Origin of the sequence: Chryseobacterium sediminis, assembly GCF_008386505.1 — a bacterium.
Lineage (GTDB): Bacteria > Bacteroidota > Bacteroidia > Flavobacteriales > Weeksellaceae > Chryseobacterium > Chryseobacterium sediminis.
On record NZ_VUNZ01000006.1, the window covers coordinates 109,987 to 129,966 of the forward strand.

The 19,980-nt window shown below is 35.5% G+C and carries 21 protein-coding genes and 3 tRNA genes; 22 read left to right on the plus strand and 2 right to left on the minus strand.

Features of this window, described 5'->3' with window-relative positions:
* Nucleotides 1-17 precede the first annotated feature (17 nt).
* Nucleotides 18-779, minus strand: a complete 762-nt coding sequence (locus tag FW780_RS21380; RefSeq protein WP_149835616.1) for a hypothetical protein — start codon at nucleotides 777-779, stop codon at nucleotides 18-20.
* A 142-nt stretch (nucleotides 780-921) separates the two neighbouring features.
* Between FW780_RS21380 and FW780_RS21385 the strand changes: the two genes are divergently transcribed.
* The 22 genes from FW780_RS21385 to FW780_RS21490 all read left to right on the plus strand — a co-directional run bounded on the left by FW780_RS21385 (nucleotide 922) and on the right by FW780_RS21490 (nucleotide 18,743).
* Nucleotides 922-2,208 (plus strand): adenylosuccinate synthase, encoded by a 1,287-nt coding sequence (locus tag FW780_RS21385; RefSeq protein ID WP_149835617.1) that lies wholly within the window; start codon nucleotides 922-924, stop codon nucleotides 2,206-2,208.
* A 180-nt stretch (nucleotides 2,209-2,388) separates the two neighbouring features.
* Entirely contained in the window at nucleotides 2,389-2,679 is a 291-nt protein-coding gene (locus tag FW780_RS21390; RefSeq protein ID WP_149835618.1) for a hypothetical protein, read from the plus strand.
* Between the two features lie 253 nt (nucleotides 2,680-2,932).
* On the plus strand, nucleotides 2,933-3,775 hold the full coding sequence (locus tag FW780_RS21395; protein ID WP_149835619.1) for an energy transducer TonB: 843 nt from the start codon (nucleotides 2,933-2,935) through the stop codon (nucleotides 3,773-3,775).
* A 164-nt stretch (nucleotides 3,776-3,939) separates the two neighbouring features.
* A complete protein-coding gene (locus FW780_RS21400) occupies nucleotides 3,940-4,713 on the plus strand; it encodes a ParA family protein (RefSeq protein WP_047420649.1) in 774 nt (257 codons plus the stop codon).
* Between the two features lie 69 nt (nucleotides 4,714-4,782).
* Complete coding sequence (locus FW780_RS21405) at nucleotides 4,783-5,673, plus strand: ParB/RepB/Spo0J family partition protein (RefSeq protein ID WP_034697457.1); 891 nt, start codon at nucleotides 4,783-4,785, stop codon at nucleotides 5,671-5,673.
* Complete coding sequence (locus tag FW780_RS21410; RefSeq protein ID WP_149835620.1) at nucleotides 5,673-6,311, plus strand: DUF5683 domain-containing protein; 639 nt, start codon at nucleotides 5,673-5,675, stop codon at nucleotides 6,309-6,311. The genes FW780_RS21405 and FW780_RS21410 overlap by 1 nt, the downstream gene beginning before the upstream one ends.
* A gap of 59 nt (nucleotides 6,312-6,370) precedes the next feature.
* Nucleotides 6,371-7,072 carry a 4-hydroxy-tetrahydrodipicolinate reductase gene (gene dapB, locus FW780_RS21415; protein ID WP_149835621.1) on the plus strand — a complete coding sequence of 234 codons (702 nt, stop codon included), beginning with the start codon at nucleotides 6,371-6,373 and terminating at the stop codon, nucleotides 7,070-7,072.
* 127 nt (nucleotides 7,073-7,199) lie between these two features.
* Nucleotides 7,200-8,846: a signal peptidase I gene (lepB, locus tag FW780_RS21420; protein WP_149835622.1), complete on the plus strand. Its 1,647-nt coding sequence runs from the start codon at nucleotides 7,200-7,202 to the stop codon at nucleotides 8,844-8,846.
* Nucleotides 8,847-8,905: 59 nt separating this feature from the next.
* Nucleotides 8,906-9,529 carry a WbqC family protein gene (locus tag FW780_RS21425; RefSeq protein ID WP_394353395.1) on the plus strand — a complete coding sequence of 208 codons (624 nt, stop codon included), beginning with the start codon at nucleotides 8,906-8,908 and terminating at the stop codon, nucleotides 9,527-9,529.
* Between the two features lie 86 nt (nucleotides 9,530-9,615).
* On the plus strand, nucleotides 9,616-11,298 hold the full coding sequence (locus FW780_RS21430) for a S8 family serine peptidase (protein WP_149835624.1): 1,683 nt from the start codon (nucleotides 9,616-9,618) through the stop codon (nucleotides 11,296-11,298).
* A 125-nt stretch (nucleotides 11,299-11,423) separates the two neighbouring features.
* On the plus strand, nucleotides 11,424-11,915 hold the full coding sequence (locus FW780_RS21435; protein WP_149835625.1) for a lipocalin family protein: 492 nt from the start codon (nucleotides 11,424-11,426) through the stop codon (nucleotides 11,913-11,915).
* A gap of 26 nt (nucleotides 11,916-11,941) precedes the next feature.
* The gene (locus tag FW780_RS21440; RefSeq protein ID WP_149835626.1) at nucleotides 11,942-12,631 is read left to right on the plus strand and encodes an OmpA family protein; all 690 of its coding nucleotides are present in this window, start codon (nucleotides 11,942-11,944) and stop codon (nucleotides 12,629-12,631) included.
* Nucleotides 12,632-12,738: 107 nt separating this feature from the next.
* Nucleotides 12,739-13,626 (plus strand): decaprenyl-phosphate phosphoribosyltransferase, encoded by an 888-nt coding sequence (locus FW780_RS21445; protein WP_149835627.1) that lies wholly within the window; start codon nucleotides 12,739-12,741, stop codon nucleotides 13,624-13,626.
* Nucleotides 13,623-14,942: an FAD-binding oxidoreductase gene (locus FW780_RS21450; protein WP_149835628.1), complete on the plus strand. Its 1,320-nt coding sequence runs from the start codon at nucleotides 13,623-13,625 to the stop codon at nucleotides 14,940-14,942. The genes FW780_RS21445 and FW780_RS21450 overlap by 4 nt, the downstream gene beginning before the upstream one ends.
* Nucleotides 14,942-15,667 carry an SDR family NAD(P)-dependent oxidoreductase gene (locus tag FW780_RS21455; protein WP_149835629.1) on the plus strand — a complete coding sequence of 242 codons (726 nt, stop codon included), beginning with the start codon at nucleotides 14,942-14,944 and terminating at the stop codon, nucleotides 15,665-15,667. The genes FW780_RS21450 and FW780_RS21455 overlap by 1 nt, the downstream gene beginning before the upstream one ends.
* 6 nt (nucleotides 15,668-15,673) lie before the next feature.
* Nucleotides 15,674-16,261 carry an HAD family hydrolase gene (locus FW780_RS21460; protein WP_149835630.1) on the plus strand — a complete coding sequence of 196 codons (588 nt, stop codon included), beginning with the start codon at nucleotides 15,674-15,676 and terminating at the stop codon, nucleotides 16,259-16,261.
* Between the two features lie 24 nt (nucleotides 16,262-16,285).
* The gene (locus tag FW780_RS21465) at nucleotides 16,286-16,753 is read left to right on the plus strand and encodes a hypothetical protein (protein ID WP_149835631.1); all 468 of its coding nucleotides are present in this window, start codon (nucleotides 16,286-16,288) and stop codon (nucleotides 16,751-16,753) included.
* A 2-nt stretch (nucleotides 16,754-16,755) separates the two neighbouring features.
* Nucleotides 16,756-17,931 carry a cysteine desulfurase family protein gene (locus tag FW780_RS21470; RefSeq protein WP_149835632.1) on the plus strand — a complete coding sequence of 392 codons (1,176 nt, stop codon included), beginning with the start codon at nucleotides 16,756-16,758 and terminating at the stop codon, nucleotides 17,929-17,931.
* Between the two features lie 83 nt (nucleotides 17,932-18,014).
* Nucleotides 18,015-18,332: a thioredoxin gene (gene trxA / locus FW780_RS21475; RefSeq protein ID WP_027374941.1), complete on the plus strand. Its 318-nt coding sequence runs from the start codon at nucleotides 18,015-18,017 to the stop codon at nucleotides 18,330-18,332.
* Between the two features lie 124 nt (nucleotides 18,333-18,456).
* Nucleotides 18,457-18,530: transfer RNA gene (locus tag FW780_RS21480), tRNA-Asp, on the plus strand.
* Nucleotides 18,531-18,562: 32 nt separating this feature from the next.
* A tRNA-Asp gene (locus FW780_RS21485) sits at nucleotides 18,563-18,636 on the plus strand.
* A 33-nt stretch (nucleotides 18,637-18,669) separates the two neighbouring features.
* A tRNA-Asp gene (locus FW780_RS21490) sits at nucleotides 18,670-18,743 on the plus strand.
* A 199-nt stretch (nucleotides 18,744-18,942) separates the two neighbouring features.
* Here FW780_RS21490 and FW780_RS21495 read toward each other — a convergent pair.
* Complete coding sequence (locus FW780_RS21495) at nucleotides 18,943-19,977, minus strand: helix-turn-helix transcriptional regulator (RefSeq protein ID WP_149835633.1); 1,035 nt, start codon at nucleotides 19,975-19,977, stop codon at nucleotides 18,943-18,945.
* Nucleotides 19,978-19,980: the final 3 nt, after the last annotated feature.

Below are 19,980 nucleotides of genomic sequence, written 5' to 3' on the forward strand. Positions count from 1 at the left end.
ATTTGTGTTTTTTATTATTAATTTTGAATCAGTTTTTTTTGAATCGTAATTGTTGCAGACTTAATGGTTATAATAACAAGATATTTATATAAAATTAATAATAATTCTTTTTTTAAAGCATAAGTGAAGTGTTCTGGATAAACAGTAATTTCACCATTATGGACAAAGTTATTTCTGATAGAGTATATTATGGTTAATACTTCAGTATGAGAAAGATCTGGAATTCTTTGATTTATTATTATTTTGTCTACTATTTTCTTTAATCTTGCTTTTTGTCCCCCTTTTGCTAACTTTTCACAATATTGTAAATAACCTTTTAGCAATGTTCTTTTATCTATATTATTAAATTTATTTTTTAATTCAAAATTTACTTGTTGTAATGAATTATTTATTTCTTCAGTATTAGAGTATTCAATATTTGTTGAATCATCTAACCAAAGGATTTTGCGATCAAGTAAATTTAATGTTAAAGCTTTTTGATGAAAAATAAAAAAAGCTTCATAAGCAAACCAAATATCAGAGAGTTTGTAAAGTAGTAAATGACATTCTTTTAAGTCCCCATGTTTTTCATCAACAAATTTTTCTGTTAGTTTTATTTCTTTAATTGCAATTCCTAAGCGTAACTTAGCATCAAATTTTATAAAATCATCATAAAATTGTAATATAAGTGTCTTTTTATCTTCATCCTCTTCAATAAAAGCTTTGTTTAGAATATTTCTATTTATTTCCTCGTAATGTTCATAGATTTTGTTAAAATCATAAATTGAGTTTTCTATCATAGTATTTGTTTTTATTCAAATATATTAAAAAGTCTGTCCAACCTCATGATTTTCACCCCAACTCAAAATAAATATCCTCTATAATTTGGTCGTCATTTTTTTTAAAAGTAATTTTGCACGAATCTAAAAACAAAAGTAAAATATGTCAACTTATGTAGTTGTAGGTCTTCAGTACGGAGATGAAGGCAAAGGAAAAATCACGGATGTTTTATCAGCAAAATCGGACTATGTAGTGCGTTTCCAGGGTGGAGACAACGCTGGTCACACGGTTTATGTAGGTGATGAAAAATTCGTTCTACACCTTCTTCCTTCAGGAGTTCTTCAATGCAAAGGGAAATGTATCATTGCGAACGGAGTAGTGGTAAACCCTAAGTCTTTCATTAAAGAAGTTGGTCAGATCGAGAGCAAAGGCTTGAGAACAGATCACATCTTTATCAGCAGAAGAGCGCATGTCATTATGCCTTACCACATCCTTTTGGATACTTACCGTGAAGAGGAACACGGAGGAACTCAGATCGGAACTACCAAAAAAGGAATCGGACCTTGTTATGAAGATAAAATTGCAAGAGTCGGAATCAGAATGGTAGACCTTTTAAATCCTGAAATTTTAAGAGATAAAATCGAGAAAAACTTAAAAGTTAAGAATTCTCTTTTTGAAAAATATTACGGAAAACCAACTTTAGACGTTGAAGAAATCTACAACGAATATTTAGAGATCGGAAAACAGCTTCAGGACAGAATCGTTGATACTGAATTGGAACTGAACGAGGCGATCAGAGACGGTAAAAACGTATTATTTGAAGGAGCGCAGGCATTAATGCTTGATATCGACTTCGGAACGTATCCATACGTAACTTCATCTTCTCCATCTACAGGAGGTGTTTGTTCAGGAGCGGGAGTTCCACCAACATCACTTCAGAACTTAATCGGTGTAGCAAAAGCATACTGTACAAGAGTAGGAAACGGACCTTTCCCTTCTGAATTAGACAATGAATTAGGAGAAAGCATCAGACAGATTGGTGGTGAATTCGGAGCTACTACAGGTAGACCAAGAAGAACGGGTTGGTTAGATCTTGTTTCTTTAAAGCACGCTTGTATGATTAATGGAATCAACAACCTTGTAATCACTAAGCTTGATGTTCTTACAGGAATTGAAAACCTAAAAGTAGTAACACACTACAAAACTGAAGACGGAAAAGTGATTGATTATTTCACTTCTTCAACAGAAAAATTATACAACTACGAGCCTATCTACCAGGATTTACCAGGTTGGGCAGAAGATATTACAAAAGCAAGAAGCTATGATGAACTTCCTGACAATGCTCAGAAATACATCGAGTTTATTGAAAAGTACTTAGGAATCAATGTGTACTTAGTTTCTGTAGGTCCTGAAAGAAGTCAGAACATCATCAGAAAAGAATTATTCTAATATTCTTAGACTATAAAAAATAGAGAGGCTATCATTGGATGGTCTCTTTTTTTTTGTTTAAAATCTACTTTAACAGCTTATCGTATCCCTTGTCAAGGTTTTAAACATTGACAAGGATACTTATTCCAATCTTTAATTTTTATATACTTTTGTCTTAAAACAAAGTGTAAATAAGAAATTATGGAAGAAAATAAAATACCACAACGTTTTCTGAACAATATCGTAATCAGCTTATATCTTACCATTGCATATGCTGTTTTGATTATTGTTTATTTAGGCGGCTTGCCATTCAGTGTAAGTTCAGATTTTTTATTGATTCTGTTTATTGCCTGCAGTTTGATTTTTAGTATAGGAGCAATCTATTTTGCCGCTAAAAGTTATTCAAAAACTAAAATCAGTTCTGTTATTCTCATTATTATTAATGCTTTGGGATTATTAATACCGCTTACACTTCTTCTCCTGCTTATATAATTTTATTTAATAAGCTAGTACTATGGTATTTGTGGTTTATTGTTCTTTCTAATTTTTCATAAAAATATCACTGCTTTTCCGTATAAACTTTCTATTTGAAAATGTTAAAATTCAAACATTATCATAAAATTTTCTAATATTATGTTGTTTTGCTAAAATTTTGGCAGATGTTTTGATATTACAACATTGCTTATCGATAAGAGCTAACAAAACTAATAATCAAAATTTTTAACAGTTTAAAAAAGTAGTAGTGATGAAACAACATAATCAAAACCAGGAATTTCGTTTTAACGAAGTTCTCTTTGAGCACCGCAATAAAGAATATGGTGCCTATGTATTAAGAAACGAATCAGATCGAATATTAACCAAAGCGCTTTTTATCGGAGCAAGTTTAATGGCTGCAGTATCTATTACACCATTTGTAATTTCAGCATTTAAAACTCCGGAAGTTATTTCAGATAAGGTATTTGAACTTCCAAGAGTAGTTGAAATTCAGGAGATAGATAAACCGAAAGATCAGCCAGTACAAATTGTAAAACCAACGCCACCAGCTCCCGCAGTAAAAACATATGATGATAGATTACCAGAGCCTAAAGCGATTGTTACCAATGAAAAACAAGTTGAGGATAAAACGAATGCAGTAGCAAGCACACAAACATCGGAAGGTAAAGAAACTCCGGCTACAACCTATATTCCGATTGTACCTCGTGTCATCGGAGGCGATGGCCCACCTGCAGTAAAAGCTGATCCGGTAGTTGAAAAAACAGATCCTAAAAAGATTGAAACGGAATTAAGTGTAGAAGCTAATTTTGCAGGAGGAATAGACTCCTTCAGAAATAAAGTAATGAACAACTTTGATGGTTCAGGATTTGAATCAGAAGACGTTGTGAAAACGACAGTTACCTTTATTGTAGAAATGGACGGAACCATCTCAGGGGTAAAAGCTAATGGAACCAACGCCGATTTTAACAGTGAGGCAATGAGAACAATTAAAACAATTTCCAGTAAAGGAAAATGGATCCCGGCCAAAAACAAAAAAGGAGAATTCGTAAGAAGTTATTTCAAATTTCCTATCTCAATGAAGTTTGATAATTAATACGGAAAAACACATTTAAAATAGTTATCCACAAAGAATTTTTTTTGTGGATAATTTTTTTTATTGCTAAATTGCTTATTAACAATATTTTAACTCAATTTTGATTTTCTCCACTCACCGAGAGCAAAGAAAAAAGTGTATTTTTGAAACTTAAAGTTCTAATAATGGCAAAAATCATAGGTATTGCTAATCAAAAAGGAGGTGTTGGTAAAACTACCACCGCTGTAAACTTGGCGGCAGCATTAGGAGTATTGGAAAAAAGAATATTAATCATTGATGCTGATCCTCAGGCGAATGCTACATCCGGTCTGGGTGTTGAAGATGTTCAGTATTCTACATATAATTTACTGGAGCATAGTGCTGAAACAAGAGTCTGTATCAAAAGGACTGCAACTCCAAATCTGGATATTATCCCGTCACACATTGACCTGGTAGCTGCAGAAATTGAATTGGTAGACAAGGAAGACCGTGAATATATGCTTAAAAAAGCATTAGCCAGTGTAAGAGATGATTATGACTATATCATCATAGACTGTGCCCCGAGTTTAGGTCTTATTACAGTAAATGCTCTTACGGCAGCAGATTCTGTAATTATTCCGATCCAATGTGAGTATTTTGCATTAGAAGGACTTGGAAAACTTCTGAACACCGTTAAAAATGTTCAGAAAATCCACAACAAAGATCTTGGAATTGAAGGTCTTCTTCTTACAATGTATGACAGCCGATTGAGACTATCCAATCAGGTAGTGGAAGAAGTAAACTTACACTTCCCTGAGATGGTTTTTGAAACCATTATCAGCAGAAACGTAAGATTGAGTGAAGCACCAAGTTTCGGGGAAAGTATCCTGAATTATGATGCAGAAAGTAAAGGAGCTGTTCAGTATATTCAGTTAGCTGAAGAAGTTCTTTTGAAGAATGAAAACTTAATAAAGAATTAAATTAATAATAAATGGCCAATAAGTGAATGCTGGTCATCACTTACCAAACATCATTTATCAATTATATCTATGAAGGACAAAAAAAGAGCTATGGGACGCGGCTTGGGCGCCATTTTAAGTGCAGAATCCAAAGCAACTATCAATTCCGCTACTGATGAAGGAGCAGATAAGTTTGTAGGAAATATTGTAGAAGTTGCGCTTGAAGATATTTATCCGAACCCGACGCAGCCGAGAACTTATTTTGATGAAAAAGCATTAAACGAACTTGCACAGTCGATCAAAAACTTAGGCGTAATTCAACCGATTACCCTTAGAAAAGATGGTGAAAAGTTTGAAATTATTTCCGGAGAAAGACGTTACAGAGCAACTAAAATTGCGGGGTTAACAACTATTCCTGCCTATATCCGTTTAGTAAATGATCAGGAGCTTCTTGAGATGGCTCTTGTTGAAAATATCCAAAGAGAAGATCTTGATGCTATCGAAATTGCCCTTACTTATCATAGGCTTTTAGAGGAAATTGGTCTTACGCAGGAAAATCTGAGCCAGAGAATAGGAAAAGACAGAAGTACTATTACAAATTCTATCAGGTTGTTAAGACTAAACCCGGATATTCAGAATGCCATCAGAAGCGGTGAAATTTCTGCAGGACACGGCAGAGCAATCATCAGTCTTGAAAGCGAAGAAGATCAGCAGGTTTTGTTCGATCTTATTATCAAAGAAAAATTAAACGTTCGTCAGGCAGAGCAGGCTGCTGCTGCATTGAAGAATCCAAAGTCTCCCGCTGCAAAAAAAGCAAAAGTGGAACTTTCCAATAACTATAAAAAAGCCCAGAAGACCATCGCTGATATCTTGGACGTAAAAGTAGAGATCAAATCTTCTGGAAATGGTAAAAAAGGTAAAATTGTTCTGGACTTCAAAAATGAAGAAGAGCTGGAATATATTTTATCCCATATTAAATAATGAAGAAAATATTTTTCACATTTTTCTTGTGTATCGCTGCACTGGCCTATTCACAAGTAAATCCTATTGATACCGTTCGGATGCAGACTCCTCCGAAAGAAGAACCACGTGTGGTAAAACCAGGTAAAACGGAAGCAAAGATCATCGAAGATCTTGAAAAAGCAAATGGTCCCACAGTAAAAACCATAAAGCTGAATCCTACCAGAGCAGGATTATATTCTGCCGTTCTACCGGGATTAGGACAGTTTTATAATAAAAAATACTGGAAAATTCCGATTGTTTGGGGAGCCGTAGGAGCCGGAGTTGGTATTGCTGTATGGAATGACAACCAATACAAAAAATATCGTGAATACTACATCGCGAAACTTAACGGAACACCGAATGAGTTTGTGGACAGTCACCCGTTTTTAGATAAAAAAGCATTGGGGAACGCTCAGGACAGAGCGAAGAGGCAAAGAGATTACGCCATTGCGATTACAGGACTTATTTATATCTTGAATATTGTAGATGCCGTAGTAGATGCCCATCTTTACGAAAGCCGTCATGACCCGGATTTGGTTTTTAAACCATCGGTTATTCAGGATCAGTACGGGTACAGCGCTCCAAAAACAGGATTTAGTTTAAGTTATAGATTTTAAAAGACAACATATCTGCAAAAACTCCGGTTGAAAGCAGTATTTAAAATAAAAAAGATTATATGAAAATAGCATTAGTTGGTTACGGTAAAATGGGTAAGATCATTGATGAGATCGCGCAGAAAAGAGGTCATGAAGTAGTTGCCCGTCTGAAAGAAACCCCAACGGCTGAAAATCTTAATAATCCGGATGTTGTGATTGAATTCTCATTGCCGGAAGTGGCATTTGAAAACATTAAAGCTTGTCTTGAAAATAAAATTCCGGTGATCTGTGGAACTACAGGATGGCTGGATCAAAAAGAAGAAATAGAAAAACTGGCTGTAGAAAACGGTACTGCATTCCTATATGGTTCCAACTTTAGTTTAGGAGTCAATTTATTCTTTGCTTTAAACGAAAAGCTTGCCGATCTGATGAAAAATGTAGATGAATATTCCTGCCAGCTGGAAGAGATTCACCACATCCATAAAAAAGATGCTCCAAGCGGAACTGCGATATCTATTGCAGAAGGAATTATCCAAAACAACCCTAAATTTGATGCCTGGAAACTGGAAGAAACAGAAGGCAAACAATTAGGGATTTTTGCAGTACGTGAAGATGAAGTTCCGGGAACTCACAGCGTATATTACAGAAGTGAAGTAGACGAAATCGAGATCAAGCATACCGCTTTCAACAGAAATGGTTTTGCGCTGGGAGCTGTAGTAGCAGCCGAATGGATCAAAGATAAAAAAGGAAACTTCACAATGAAAGATGTTTTGGGGCTTTAATTTGTAACAAATTCTGTAAATTGCAGACCAATAAACAGAAAATGATGAATAGTGAATTGTAAACAGCGGACTGCTTTTATCATTTATTACTCATCATTTTTATCATAAGAATAGGCACAAAAAATTTATGAATTATTTTTTAACTTATACAGTATATGTCCTCATACTATCCGTATTGATGGGCGTTTCATCTTGGAAACTGTTCAAGAAAATGGGGTATAGCCCTTTATTTGCTTTTATCCCTTTCTACAACTATTTCATCATCCTGAAAGAAACAAAACATCCGAAATGGTGGGCAATCCTGTCTTATCTTCCGATTGTAGGACCAATCATGATGTCTGTTTTCCATCTTTACTTAGTGAAAAAGTTTGGAAAAACCCTTTTCAAAGATCAGATTCTTACAGTGATCCTGCCGTTTATTTATATGGCTGTGATTAACTATTCTAAAGATGTAGAGTTAGAAGATGAAAATGCAAACGACCTGTTCCTTACAGACGAAGAAAAAAACGATAAAAAGAAAGATACATTTGTAGGTTCTATTACCTTCGCGGTAGTTTTTGCAACTATTATCCACGTTTTTGTAACGCAGCCTTTCGGGATTCCTACAGGATCTATGGAAAGAACATTACTGGTGGGTGACTTCCTTTTTGTAAACAAATGGAGCTACGGGTACAGACTTCCAATGCGTCCGGTAGCAATCCCTTTCCTTCAGGGGACCATTATGGATACAGGACAGAAAGGTAATCCGAAAGACGATCCAAAATCTTACGTAGACGCAGTTAAGCTTCCTTACACAAGAATTTTACAATTCAACAAGCCACAGAAAAATGATGTGGTAGTTTTCAACTATCCTCAGGATTCCGTACATACAGCGATCGACAGAAAAGATCCTTACGTAAAACGTTGTGTTGCTACAGCAGGTGATACTTTTGAAATGAGAGCCGGAAGACTTTTCGTAAACGGAAAGCCGGAAACTGTTTTAGGAGATCAGGAAGTACAGCACAGATATATTGTGACAACGGATGCTCAATTAGATATCCCAACTTTATATAAAGCTTATGGATTTTTACCGGTTCAGGAGTTTCAGCAGGATAACGGAGGATTTATTTATGGTTTTCAGGGGCTGACAGATAAGACGGCCAAAGAAATTAAAGAACTTCCTCATGTTCTGGATATGAAAGAAGAAGTTTCAGCAAAAGGTGAAGCTGCTGTATATTACAGAGATGAAGCCAAAACTAAGATTGATACTACACAGTCTATCTTCCCAATCAACAAACCTTGGAATCAGGATTGGTATGGACCGCTTAGAATTCCTAAAAAAGGAGATGTTGTGGCCATCAATCAGGAAACACTTCCAACCTATCAGTGGATCATTTCTGAATATGAGCATAACAGCTTAGAGAAAAAAAACGGGAAAATCTTTATCAACGGGAAAGAAGCCAGCCAGTATACTATTCAGCAGGATTATTATATGATGGTGGGGGATAACAGAGATGCTTCATTAGATGCAAGATTCTTTGGTTTCGTTCCGGAAGAAAATATTGTCGGAAAACCAATGTTTACATGGATGAGCCTTCAGGGGGCTTTTGCTGACAGCAGTTCTACTTATCAGGCGCCATTTAAAATCCGTTGGGAAAGAATGTTCAAAGCAACCAATACAGGAGAAGCCAATAAAACCTCTTACTGGTGGATTGCAGCGATGATTCTTATCTTATTCTTCGGATGGGAGTATTTCGTGAAATTATTCAGAAAGAAAAAAACTGAAGACGACTAATAGAAAAATTAAACTTAAAATAGAATGAAGTATTTGAAAAAATACTTCATTTTTGTATTATGAATATGAAGAATGTATTATTGCCGGCATTTTATTTGCCCCCAATTTCATGGTTTTCAGTGCTATTAAATCCTGAGAATGAAATTACATTGGAACAGTTTGAGAGCTTTCCCAAGCAGACTTATAGAAACAGAGCGAATATCTATGGAGCCAACGGAAAACTGTCCTTAATAATTCCTATCCATCATAACGGGAAAAGAGAATTTAAAGATGTTGAAATCTCATACCGTGAAGATTGGAGAGCCCTTCATTGGAAATCAATAAAGACAGCATATCAAAGTTCTCCTTACTTTGAATACTATGAAGATAAATTCAGAAAAATATTTGAACTTCAGGAAAAGTACCTTCTTGATTTTAACCTTAAAGGCATAGAAATCATCCAACAGATATTAAAAACAGAAAAGGCACACTCTTTGAATGAAGAATATATCAAAAATCCTGAAAGTATTAATTTCAGAGAAAAGTTTTCGGCAAAGCTTCCTTCCGAGTTTCAGATGGAAGAATATTACCAGACATTTTCTGATAAATTAGGATTTTTGGAAGACTTGTCGGTTCTTGATCTTCTATGTAATAAAGGTCCGGAATCGCTTATGTATATAAAAAATATAAAACAATCATATTAGCATACCATCGCTATTAATGAAATTTTCAGCATAAAGCAGGTGAAGTTGGCGATGGGTATATCTCTTTAAAAAATAAATTTCAACATATGAAAAAGGTATTATTAGCTGCAGTTTTTTTAGCAGGTTTTAGTTTCTCTTTTGCACAGGAATCTAAAGCTAAAAGTATTGATCCAAACGAAGACAAAGATCTGATGACATGGTATCATAAGGACTTTACCACTTCAAAAGTGTATGGAGTAAATACGGCAAATGCTTATAAATACTTAGAATCTAAAGGACTGAAGCCTAAAACCGTTGTGGTAGGAGTTTTGGATAGTGGAGTACAGGTAGACCATCCCGGATTGGTAAAGAATCTTTGGTCAAATCCTAACGAAATTCCCGGAAATGGTAAAGATGACGATGGAAACGGATATATTGATGATGTACACGGTTGGAACTTCATAGGAGGTAAAAACGGTGATATTGATATCGACAACATGGAAGTGACAAGAGTTGTTGCCAAATACAAACCTGTCTTTGAAGGTAGTGATTCTACTAAGAATAAAGCAAATCAGGCTCAGATGAAAGAAGAGTTTGATATGTATATGAAGGCCAAAGATATGTTCAATAAAAAAAGTATCGAGGCTCAGCAAAATTTCAAAACCTATTCTATGCTGAACGAGCTGATTCCTAATATGGTAAAATTATTAGGAGGTAAGCCTGTAACAGCTGAAACACTTTCAGCGATTAAAGCCCCTACAGACCAGAAAGATGCAATCGCATTGGAATTCCTGGGCCAGATTTCTCAAAGCCCTGAGTTCAAAGGGAAATCTTCCGCTGAATTTGAAAAAAAGATGAAGGAAGAGATGAAGGAGGCAATAGACCATTTTGCTCCGGCAGCAAAACAATACGATCTTTCATATGATCCTAGAAAAGAGATCGTAGGTGATAATTATGATGACTATTCTGAAAAAAGCTATGGTAACAATCATTACGAAGGACCGGATGCAGAACATGGAACTCACGTAGCAGGAATTATCGCAGGACTTCCACAAGGAAAAGAAATTCAGTATGGGGTAGCTTCAAAGGTTGCTAAGATCATGTCTGTAAGAACAGTTCCAAATGGTGATGAAAGAGATAAAGACGTTGCTAATGCTATCAGATACGCAGTAGATAACGGAGCGAAAGTTTTAAATATGAGCTTCGGGAAACCTGTTTCCCCGGGTAAAAATGTAGTTTGGGATGCTTTTAAATATGCTGAAGATAAAGGGGTGCTTTTAGTAAAAGCTGCAGGTAACGAAAATGAAGATGTAGCAGAACACTTGGCATATCCTACCAATTTTAAAAATGTTACGGATGAAAAACCATTTGTAAGCAATGTTCTTGTAGTAGGAGCAAGTACCAATAAAAACAGCGCTTTGAGAGCAGATTTTTCTAACTACAATAAAAAAATGGTAAATGTTTTCGCTCCTGGAGAAGAAATTTATTCTACCGTTCCTAAAAACGAATACAAATACCTTCAGGGAACTTCTATGGCTTCCCCTGTTGTAGCTGGTGGAGCTGCTGTTTTATTAGCATATATGCCAGATCTGAAACCTTATCAGATCATTGAAGCACTTGTGAAAAGCAGCAATCCGAGTACTGCAAACGGATTCACAGACCAATCGCAGGCAGGAGGTGTTATCGACCTTAAAAAAGCCGCAGAATATGCTTATACCAATTTCTACAAAGGAAAGCCGTCAGGCACTGCTAAGCCTTCGAAATCTGTAAAAAAGGCTGTTAAAAAATAATTTATCTCCCTGTTTTTAAGGAGAAACCATAAAAAGTCCGAATTTTTTTCGGACTTTTTATTTTTTATTTTAAATTTTGGCACGGTTTTTTGTAACTTTATAATAACAAAATAATAAACAACAAAATGAAAAAGTTACTACTTGCAGGGATGTTGGGAACATCACTTTTTGCAGTTTCGTGTTCCTCTGTTAACAAAGCAGCTACATCTCAAAATCAAAGAGCCGACTTCTTGAAAATGAAAGGAGACTGGCAGATTGTAAGCATTGATTATGATAAAGGTTATAAAATTAAACCTTTTGATGAAGGTGCAGACGCACAGTGTTTCGTAGGAAGCCACTGGAGACTAATTCCTAATAACTGGACAGGAGCATATACTTTAAATGGCGGTGGAGATTGCCCGGCGATTACACAACCTATCAAATTTGAAGTAAAAGGTGGTAATACATTTATGTTTAAAAAAATTGCTTCAGGTACTAAAGCAAAACAAAATACTGCCGGTTATACAATGACGTTAATCAACCAGGCTACAGATCAGTTTTCACTTGAGCAAGATGTTCCTTTTGAAGGAGGTAATGTAAAAGTAGTTTACAACTTCCAGAGAACAGGAATGAAATAATTTATCAACATAAAAGATCAAAAAAAATGAAATTTACAAAAACATACGTAGGAGCCCTTTTCTTGTCATCAGCATTATTATTGACAAGCTGTGAAGCGGTTCAGAATTCAAATCACCAACAAAGAGGTACAGCAGTAGGTGTTGCTTCAGGAGCAGTACTTGGAGGTATCTTAGGTAACAATGTAGGAAAAGGAGGAAATGGAGCTATTGGTGCTGTATTAGGAGGTATTATCGGTGGTGTAGCTGGTAATGTTATCGGTAACAAAATGGATAAGCAGGCTAGAGATATTAAAGAAACTTTACCGGGTGCCCAGGTAGAAAGAGTAGGAGATGGTATTAAAGTAACAATGAATGAAAGCATCGTTAACTTTGCATTCGACTCTTCAAATCTTACTTCTGTTGCACAAACTAACCTTGATAAACTAGCTGAGGTATTAGCGAATAACCCTGATACCAATATCAATATCTACGGACATACAGACAGCGTAGGTAAAGACGCTTACAACATGGCATTGTCTCAAAGAAGAGCGGATGCTGTAAAAGCTTATTTAACAGGAAAAGGAATTGCATCAAGCAGAATGTTCACAAAAGGTGAAGGTAAAAATATGCCGGTTGCAAGCAATGATACTGATGAAGGAAGAGCTAAAAACAGAAGAGTAGAGTTTGCGATCACTGCAAATGAAAAAATGATTAATGATGCCAAACAAGGGCAGTAATTAATTTTACATATAAATATTTTCGTAAAAGACCGCCTAGGCGGTTTTTTTTGTATTTTTAGGCTGGAAATTTTGAATTGATTACTTTTGCACTTGAAACAACATAAATGAAGAAATATTTAAAGCTGCTCCGCGTAGAGCAATGGGTGAAAAACCTTTTTGTATTTGTCCCGCTCTTCTTTTCAGGTAATATTACTAACGTAGACCTGCTTCTCAAAAGCATTTTTGCATTTGTTATATTTTCACTTGCTGCAAGTGTAGTGTATATTCTGAATGATTATAATGATATTGAAGCAGACAGAAAACATCCTGAAAAAAGAAGAAGACCCCTGGCTAGCGGTGCTATTTCAAAAGCGAAAGCTATAGGAATTCTGATCGGTCTGGTCATCACGGATATTGTTCTTGTATTTTTTACACAACTCTATTTCCATGAGCTGCTTTGGAAGTTTGCCATCATCATAGGTTTCTATGTAGTAATGAATCTTGCCTATACATTTAGGCTTAAGCATGTTCCGATCATCGATATTTTTATTATTGCGATAGGATTTGTACTTCGTGTATTGGCTGGAGGTTATATTACCGGAATCAGTATTTCACAATGGGCAATCCTCTTAACATTTGTATTGGCACTTGTACTGGCCATTGGAAAAAGGAGGGGAGAATTGATCAACGCACAGGTTTCAGGAAAAACAAGAAAAGCATTGGACGGGTATAACGTTCAGTTTGCAGACATTGCATTATCTATTTCAATTACGCTGGCTATTGTGTGTTATCTGATGTTTACCCTGTCACCGGAAGTTCAGGAAAGATTCCATGAAAGAGTTTTTTATACGGTAATCTTTGTAGTTTTTGCCCTATTAAGATACCTTCAGCAGACTTTGGTTTACAACAGAACGGAATCTCCTACAAAGATTGTGTATCGGGACCGTTATATACAGGTTACCCTATTACTTTGGGTGGCTGCATTTTTAATTCAAATTTATTTTAAGAAATGAAGCCGAATTTCACACAGAAAGTTACAAACTGGGGTAATTTCCCGGTAGTGGAGAAAGAAATGAGATCAGAGGACAGTTTCAAAAAAATAAAAGAATTTGTACTCAATCACAACGAGATTATTGCCAGAGGAAACGGAAGATGCTATGGAGATGCCTCGTTGGGAGAATCTATATTTTCAACAAAAAAATTAAATAAGTTTATCAATTTTGACCGTTTAAACGGAGTGATAGAATGCGAATCCGGAGTGCTGCTTTCAGATGTTCTGGAAATTGCGGTTCCGCAGGGATATTTCCTGTACGTTACTCCCGGGACGAAATTTATATCAGTAGGAGGAGCTATTGCTTCTGATGTTCATGGGAAAAACCATCATGCAGAAGGATGTTTTTCAGAATATGTGATTGAATTTAAGCTCATGACGGAGAATGGAGAAATTATTACCTGTTCCAGAGAAGAAAACTCAGAGAAATTCTGGGCTACCATTGGTGGAATGGGACTTACAGGGATTATTCTTACAGCAAAATTTAAGCTTAAAAACATAGAATCCGCATACATTCGTCAGGAAAGTATCAAAGCAGAAAATCTGGATGAAATCTTTAAACTGTTTGATGAAAGTGAAAACTGGACTTATACTGTTGCATGGATTGACTGCCTTCAGAAAGGAAAAAATATTGGAAGAAGTATTTTGATGAGAGGGGAACATGCCTTCCAACACGAACTTCCCCAAAGTTTTTCAAAAACTCCTTTGAGATTAAAGAAAAAATTGTCACCTACAGTTCCTTTTTATTTTCCGGGATTTGTACTGAATGCACTTACGGTAAAAATATTCAACTGGTTATACTATAAAAAGCAGGCGAAGAAAGAAGTTAAGAATTTTATTGATTACGAAACATTTTTCTATCCTTTGGACGCTATTAATGATTGGAATAAAATCTACGGGAAATCCGGTTTTATACAATATCAGATGGTGATTCCTAAAGAAACGGGAAAAGAAGGAATGAAAAAAATCCTTGAAACGATTGCCAATAGTGGGAACGGATCATTCTTAGCGGTTTTAAAACTTTTTGGAAAACACAATCCGGAAGCTTACAACTCATTCCCGGTGGAAGGGTATACGCTGGCCTTAGATTTTAAAGTTAATTCAAAACTAAAAAAATTGGTAGATCAGCTTGATGCCATTGTTCAGGAGTTCGGAGGAAGAATTTATCTTACCAAAGACAGTATGAGCAGATCATCACTTACCAATTATCTGAAAAATATTCAAAATCCTAAATTTGTGTCTTTACAGCACAAAAGAATCATAAATAACAACTCATAATGATAGTTCTGGGAAGTACATCTGAAGTAGCACAGGCTTTTGTGGAAAAAGCACTTCAGGAAGGAGAAAAGTTTGAAAAAATCTATCTTTTTACCTCAAATAAAGAAACTACAGAACGGTTTGCAAGACATATAGATGTGAAGTTTCTGCAGCAGGCAGAAGTTATTGAACTGGATCTGACTAAAGAAATTGATTACAACAGATTTGATAATATCAATTCAAATGTATTATTTTGTGCCGTAGGATATTTAGGAGAAGGAACAGAAGAAGGTCTGTATGATAACAGGAATACGGAACGCATCATAGACATTAATTATTCAAAATTGGTTCCCGTAATGAACTATTTTGCACATAAATTTGAAAGCAGAAGATCCGGGACGATCATCGGGCTTTCATCAGTAGCAGGAGACAGGGGAAGACAGAGTAATTTTATCTATGGAAGTGCAAAAGCAGCGTTTACAGCCTATTTGAGTGGTTTGAGAAACTACCTTTTTGATAAAAAAGTCCATGTTCTTACCATAAAACCAGGGTTTATGGCAACCAAAATGACAGAAGGCCTGCCGTTAAATCCGAAACTTACAGCAACACCGAAGCAAGCGGCTGCCTGTATTTATAAAGCCTTCAAAAAGGAAAAAAACGTGGCATATGTTTTGCCGATTTGGAGTATTATTATGATGATTATCAGGAATATCCCTGAATTTATATTCAAAAAATTAAAGCTTTAAAAAGAAATGAAAAAATTGTATTGTTTTGATTTTGACGGAACTTTGACCTATAAGGATACTATGTTTATGTATCTTAAATTCTACGATTCTACAAAATACCGGATACAATTTTTAAGACACGTACCCCTCTTTATCCTGTTGAAGCTGAAGCTGGCAGAAACGGAAAAAGTGAAAAAAAGCTTTATCGGATCTATTTTAAAAGGGCAGACTCAGGAAAAAATCGAAATGAAGTCTAAACAATTCTTTGAACTTCATTATCCTAAAATTGTGAGGGAGAATGCATTGGACTTTATAAAAAATATCGATAGGAATAATACACAAAGTTTATTAGTAACCGCATCCTTAGATATTTGGGTAAAGCCTTTCGCTGAGGAACTTAAAATGGAGCTTGTTTCTACGCGGGCAGAGTTTAAGAACGGAGTTTTCACAGGAAATTTTGTGGGAAAAAACTGCAACGGAAAAGAAAAACTTGTAAGAATTAAAGCAGAAATTAACGATTCCAGGTACGATAAAATTATTGCATTTGGAGATACTTCAGGAGATCGGCCAATGTTGAAATGGGCAAATGAGGGACATTACCAATTTTTTCATTAATTTTGGGAGATAAAATTGTAAAAAATGAAAAGCCTGTTAATTGCATGTGCGGTAATCTTCATGAGTTGTGCCAATGTACCATCTCAGAAGTCTTCTGCCCCACAGGAAAATGCGGAACTCCTTGTTTCTGAATCTCAGGGAGGAACTGATAAACCTGGCTTTAAGATAATTAAAGACGAAAAAGAGTTTCGTAACATTATCGCAGGAAGTTTTGGTACCGCAGATCTTGGAAAAGATTCCTATGTAAGCTATCCGAAATTTCCGAAGAATAAAAAAGTTGTTATATACAATTTGGGAACCTTCAGGTCAGGAAGTCACAAAATTGAAGAAATCAAAAGCGTATCTGTGAAAAATCAGATTCTCTATGTAGAAGTTCCGGCCGGAGAACCTTCTGGTGGGATGGAAATTCAGGTGATATCCAGTCCGTGGTTTATTTTTACTGTTCCCACAGATTATAAGTTTACCTCCGTAGAATTAAAATATTCAAAATAATAATGGATAAAGTATATTTAGATAATGCCGCAACCACTCCGCTTGCAGAAGAAGTTATAGATGCAATGGTGGGCACTATGAAGATGAATTTCGGAAACCCGTCTTCAACGCACAGCTTTGGCCAGGAAGCAAAAATCCTTATTGAAAATGTAAGAAGACAGGTTGCAGACTATCTTCATGTAACTCCTGCTGAAATCATTTTTACTTCCTGTGGAACCGAATCCAACAATATGATCATCAAATCCTCGGTAGAACACCTTGGAGTGGAAAGAATCATCAGTTCTCCTCTGGAACATAAATGTGTTTCTGAAAGCATTCTGGATATGAAAAGCAGAAAAGGAGTAGAAGTAAGCTACATCCGCCCGAATGAAAAAGGAGATATTGACCTTGCAAAATTAGAAGAGCTTTTAAAAGCTTCAGATAAAAAAACATTGGTAAGCTTAATGCACGCCAACAATGAAATCGGGAATATTATTAACCTTAAACAGGTTGCCCAGCTGTGTAAAGAGCATAATGCACTTTTCCACTCAGATACTGTACAGACGATGGCTCACATGAACCTTGATTTCTCTGATATTCCTGTAGATTTTGCTTCCTGCAGCGCCCACAAGTTTCACGGGCCGAAAGGAGCCGGATTTGCATTTATCAGAAAAGCTACAGGGTTAAAAGGTATTATCACCGGAGGACCTCAGGAAAGAAGCCTTAGAGCCGGAACAGAAAATGTTTGCGGTATCGTTGGATTAGGTAAAGCATTAGAGCTTTCACTGAACCATATGGAGGAATATACCAACCATATGCAGGACATCAAAAATTACGCGATTGAAAGACTTTCTGCAGAAATTGAAGGAATTAAATTCAATGGTAGAAGTGCTGAAAAGGAAAACAGTCTTTATACCGTTTTAAGCGCGTTATTACCTTATAAAAACCCATTGATAGGACTTCAGCTGGATATGAAAGGTATTGCCATCTCTCAGGGAAGTGCATGCTCATCTGGAGCTTCCAAACCTTCAATGGTAATGATGATGGTGCTTTCTGAAGACGAAATGGATCACTGTACACCATTACGTATCTCTTTCAGCCATATGACGACTAAAGCAGAGATTGATACATTAGTGAATGCATTGAAGGAAATTTCAAGCGATTACACTATAGAAAAAACTAATGTTGAGCATAGATAGTCTTGTGCTTTAAATATCGTAATTTTGAACATCCAATAAGGATTAAAAGAAAAATAATATTAATTAAAATAAAAGAAACAAAAATGGCTTTAGAAATTACAGACAGCTCATTTCAGGATACGGTTTTAAAATCAGATAAACCGGTATTAGTAGACTTCTGGGCAGTATGGTGTGGACCATGCAGAACTTTAGGACCAATCATCGAAGAAGTAGCATCAGATTTTGAAGGTAAAGCAGTAGTTGGGAAAGTGGATGTAGACAACAACCAGGAAATCTCAATGCAGTATGGTATCAGAAATATTCCTACAGTTCTTATTTTTAAGAACGGAGAGGTAGTAGATAAATTAGTAGGTGTGGCTCCAAAAGAGGTAATCGCTGAAAAATTAAGCGCTCACTTATAAAAAAATAAGTTTGATAATGAATGCCTTCCAGTATTGGGAGGCTTTTTTTTGAAAATAATTTGCAGATAACAAAAAAAGGTGTAATTTTGCAACCACGAAAAAGAAACGAAGTTCTTTAAAAAATGATCCGGTAGTTCAGCTGGTTAGAATGCCGCCCTGTCACGGCGGAGGTCGCGGGTTCGAGTCCCGTCCGGATCGCAAAAGTTTTCTCAATTTACTTTAAAAAAATTGATCCGGTAGTTCAGCTGGTTAGAATGCCGCCCTGTCACGGCGGAGGTCGCGGGTTCGAGTCCCGTCCGGATCGCAGAAGTTTTCTCAATTTACTTTAAAAAAAATTGATCCGGTAGTTCAGCTGGTTAGAATGCCGCCCTGTCACGGCGGAGGTCGCGGGTTCGAGTCCCGTCCGGATCGCAACTATTTAACTTTAAAAGTATAAAATGCTGTAAATATATTTTACAGCATTTTTTGTTTTTAGACTTGTTCTAAAATTACCTTTCAGGGTGGGGTATTAATAGAGAGTGTAAGTTAAAATACCTGTCATAGAAATATTAGAACATTTCAGCATTATTTTAGTGATGACCTTAATAAGGTTTGATAAAATAATTTTAATTTAAATTCCATTTAAAAAAACGGAAACATCATTTTCTCTACCCAGTCCCAGCTTCGATTTTATTTTGGTTTTGTAGACACGTATCGTACCTGTGGTGGTATTTTCAAGAGCAGAAATTTCTTTGGAAGACAAGTTCATTCTGAAATACTTACAAAGCTTTAATTCTTTATCTGTTAATGAGGGATATAACTCTTTGAGCTTATTTAAAAACTGCTTGTTTTCTAGACTGCTCTCATTAAGGAGGTTGTTATTTTTTTTATCAATTTGTATCAGATTACTCACTTTTAGAAAAAGATCTTTCATCATCTGTTCAGAATCTGTACTTGGTGATTTTCTGATCTTTCTCAGATTATCAAGAAATACCTTTTCTGTCTCTATCTTAAGGTTGAGGTTTTGGTGCAGGTTTTTAATTTTTTCTTCCTGAAAGTTTATATTCTGCTCCAGTAATTTTTTCTTATTCTCCAGCAGTTCCTTTTCTTTTCCCCTAAGAAGTCTTTCTTTTTTTGCCCTGTACCGGATATTCAGAAAAATCAGAATAAAAAGAAGTACAGATATTAAAGCCAAAATAATAAAAAGCATATTTTTCCTTCTCTGAGTTTTAACTTCATATTGATACTTATCATCAGCACTTTTAATAATCTCGTTATTTAGAATATCAGATAAATTCCTAATATTTTCATTACTTTCCTGATTAAAGGTGGCATTCAATAAAACAAGTTTTTGAGAAACAGCTTTTAAAGGCTGTAAAGCATTGGTATTAGAATAATATTTTTGAATGATTTCATTAACCTCAATCTTATCATGGGTATTTTGTAGTTTCGGTTCAAAACTTATGAAAAGATCAATGGTTTTTTTTTGATTTTCTGTTTGCCCGGTAATGGTATAAAGATCAAATAATTTTTTTAATGATTCTATTGCATAAGGATAGATTTCTTTATGAGCGCTTTTTTGATACTCTAAATTTTGAAGAAAGAACTTTTCAGCAGACTTATATTCTTTGATCTTAAAAAAATAAGAACCCAGATTAAGTTTCATTAA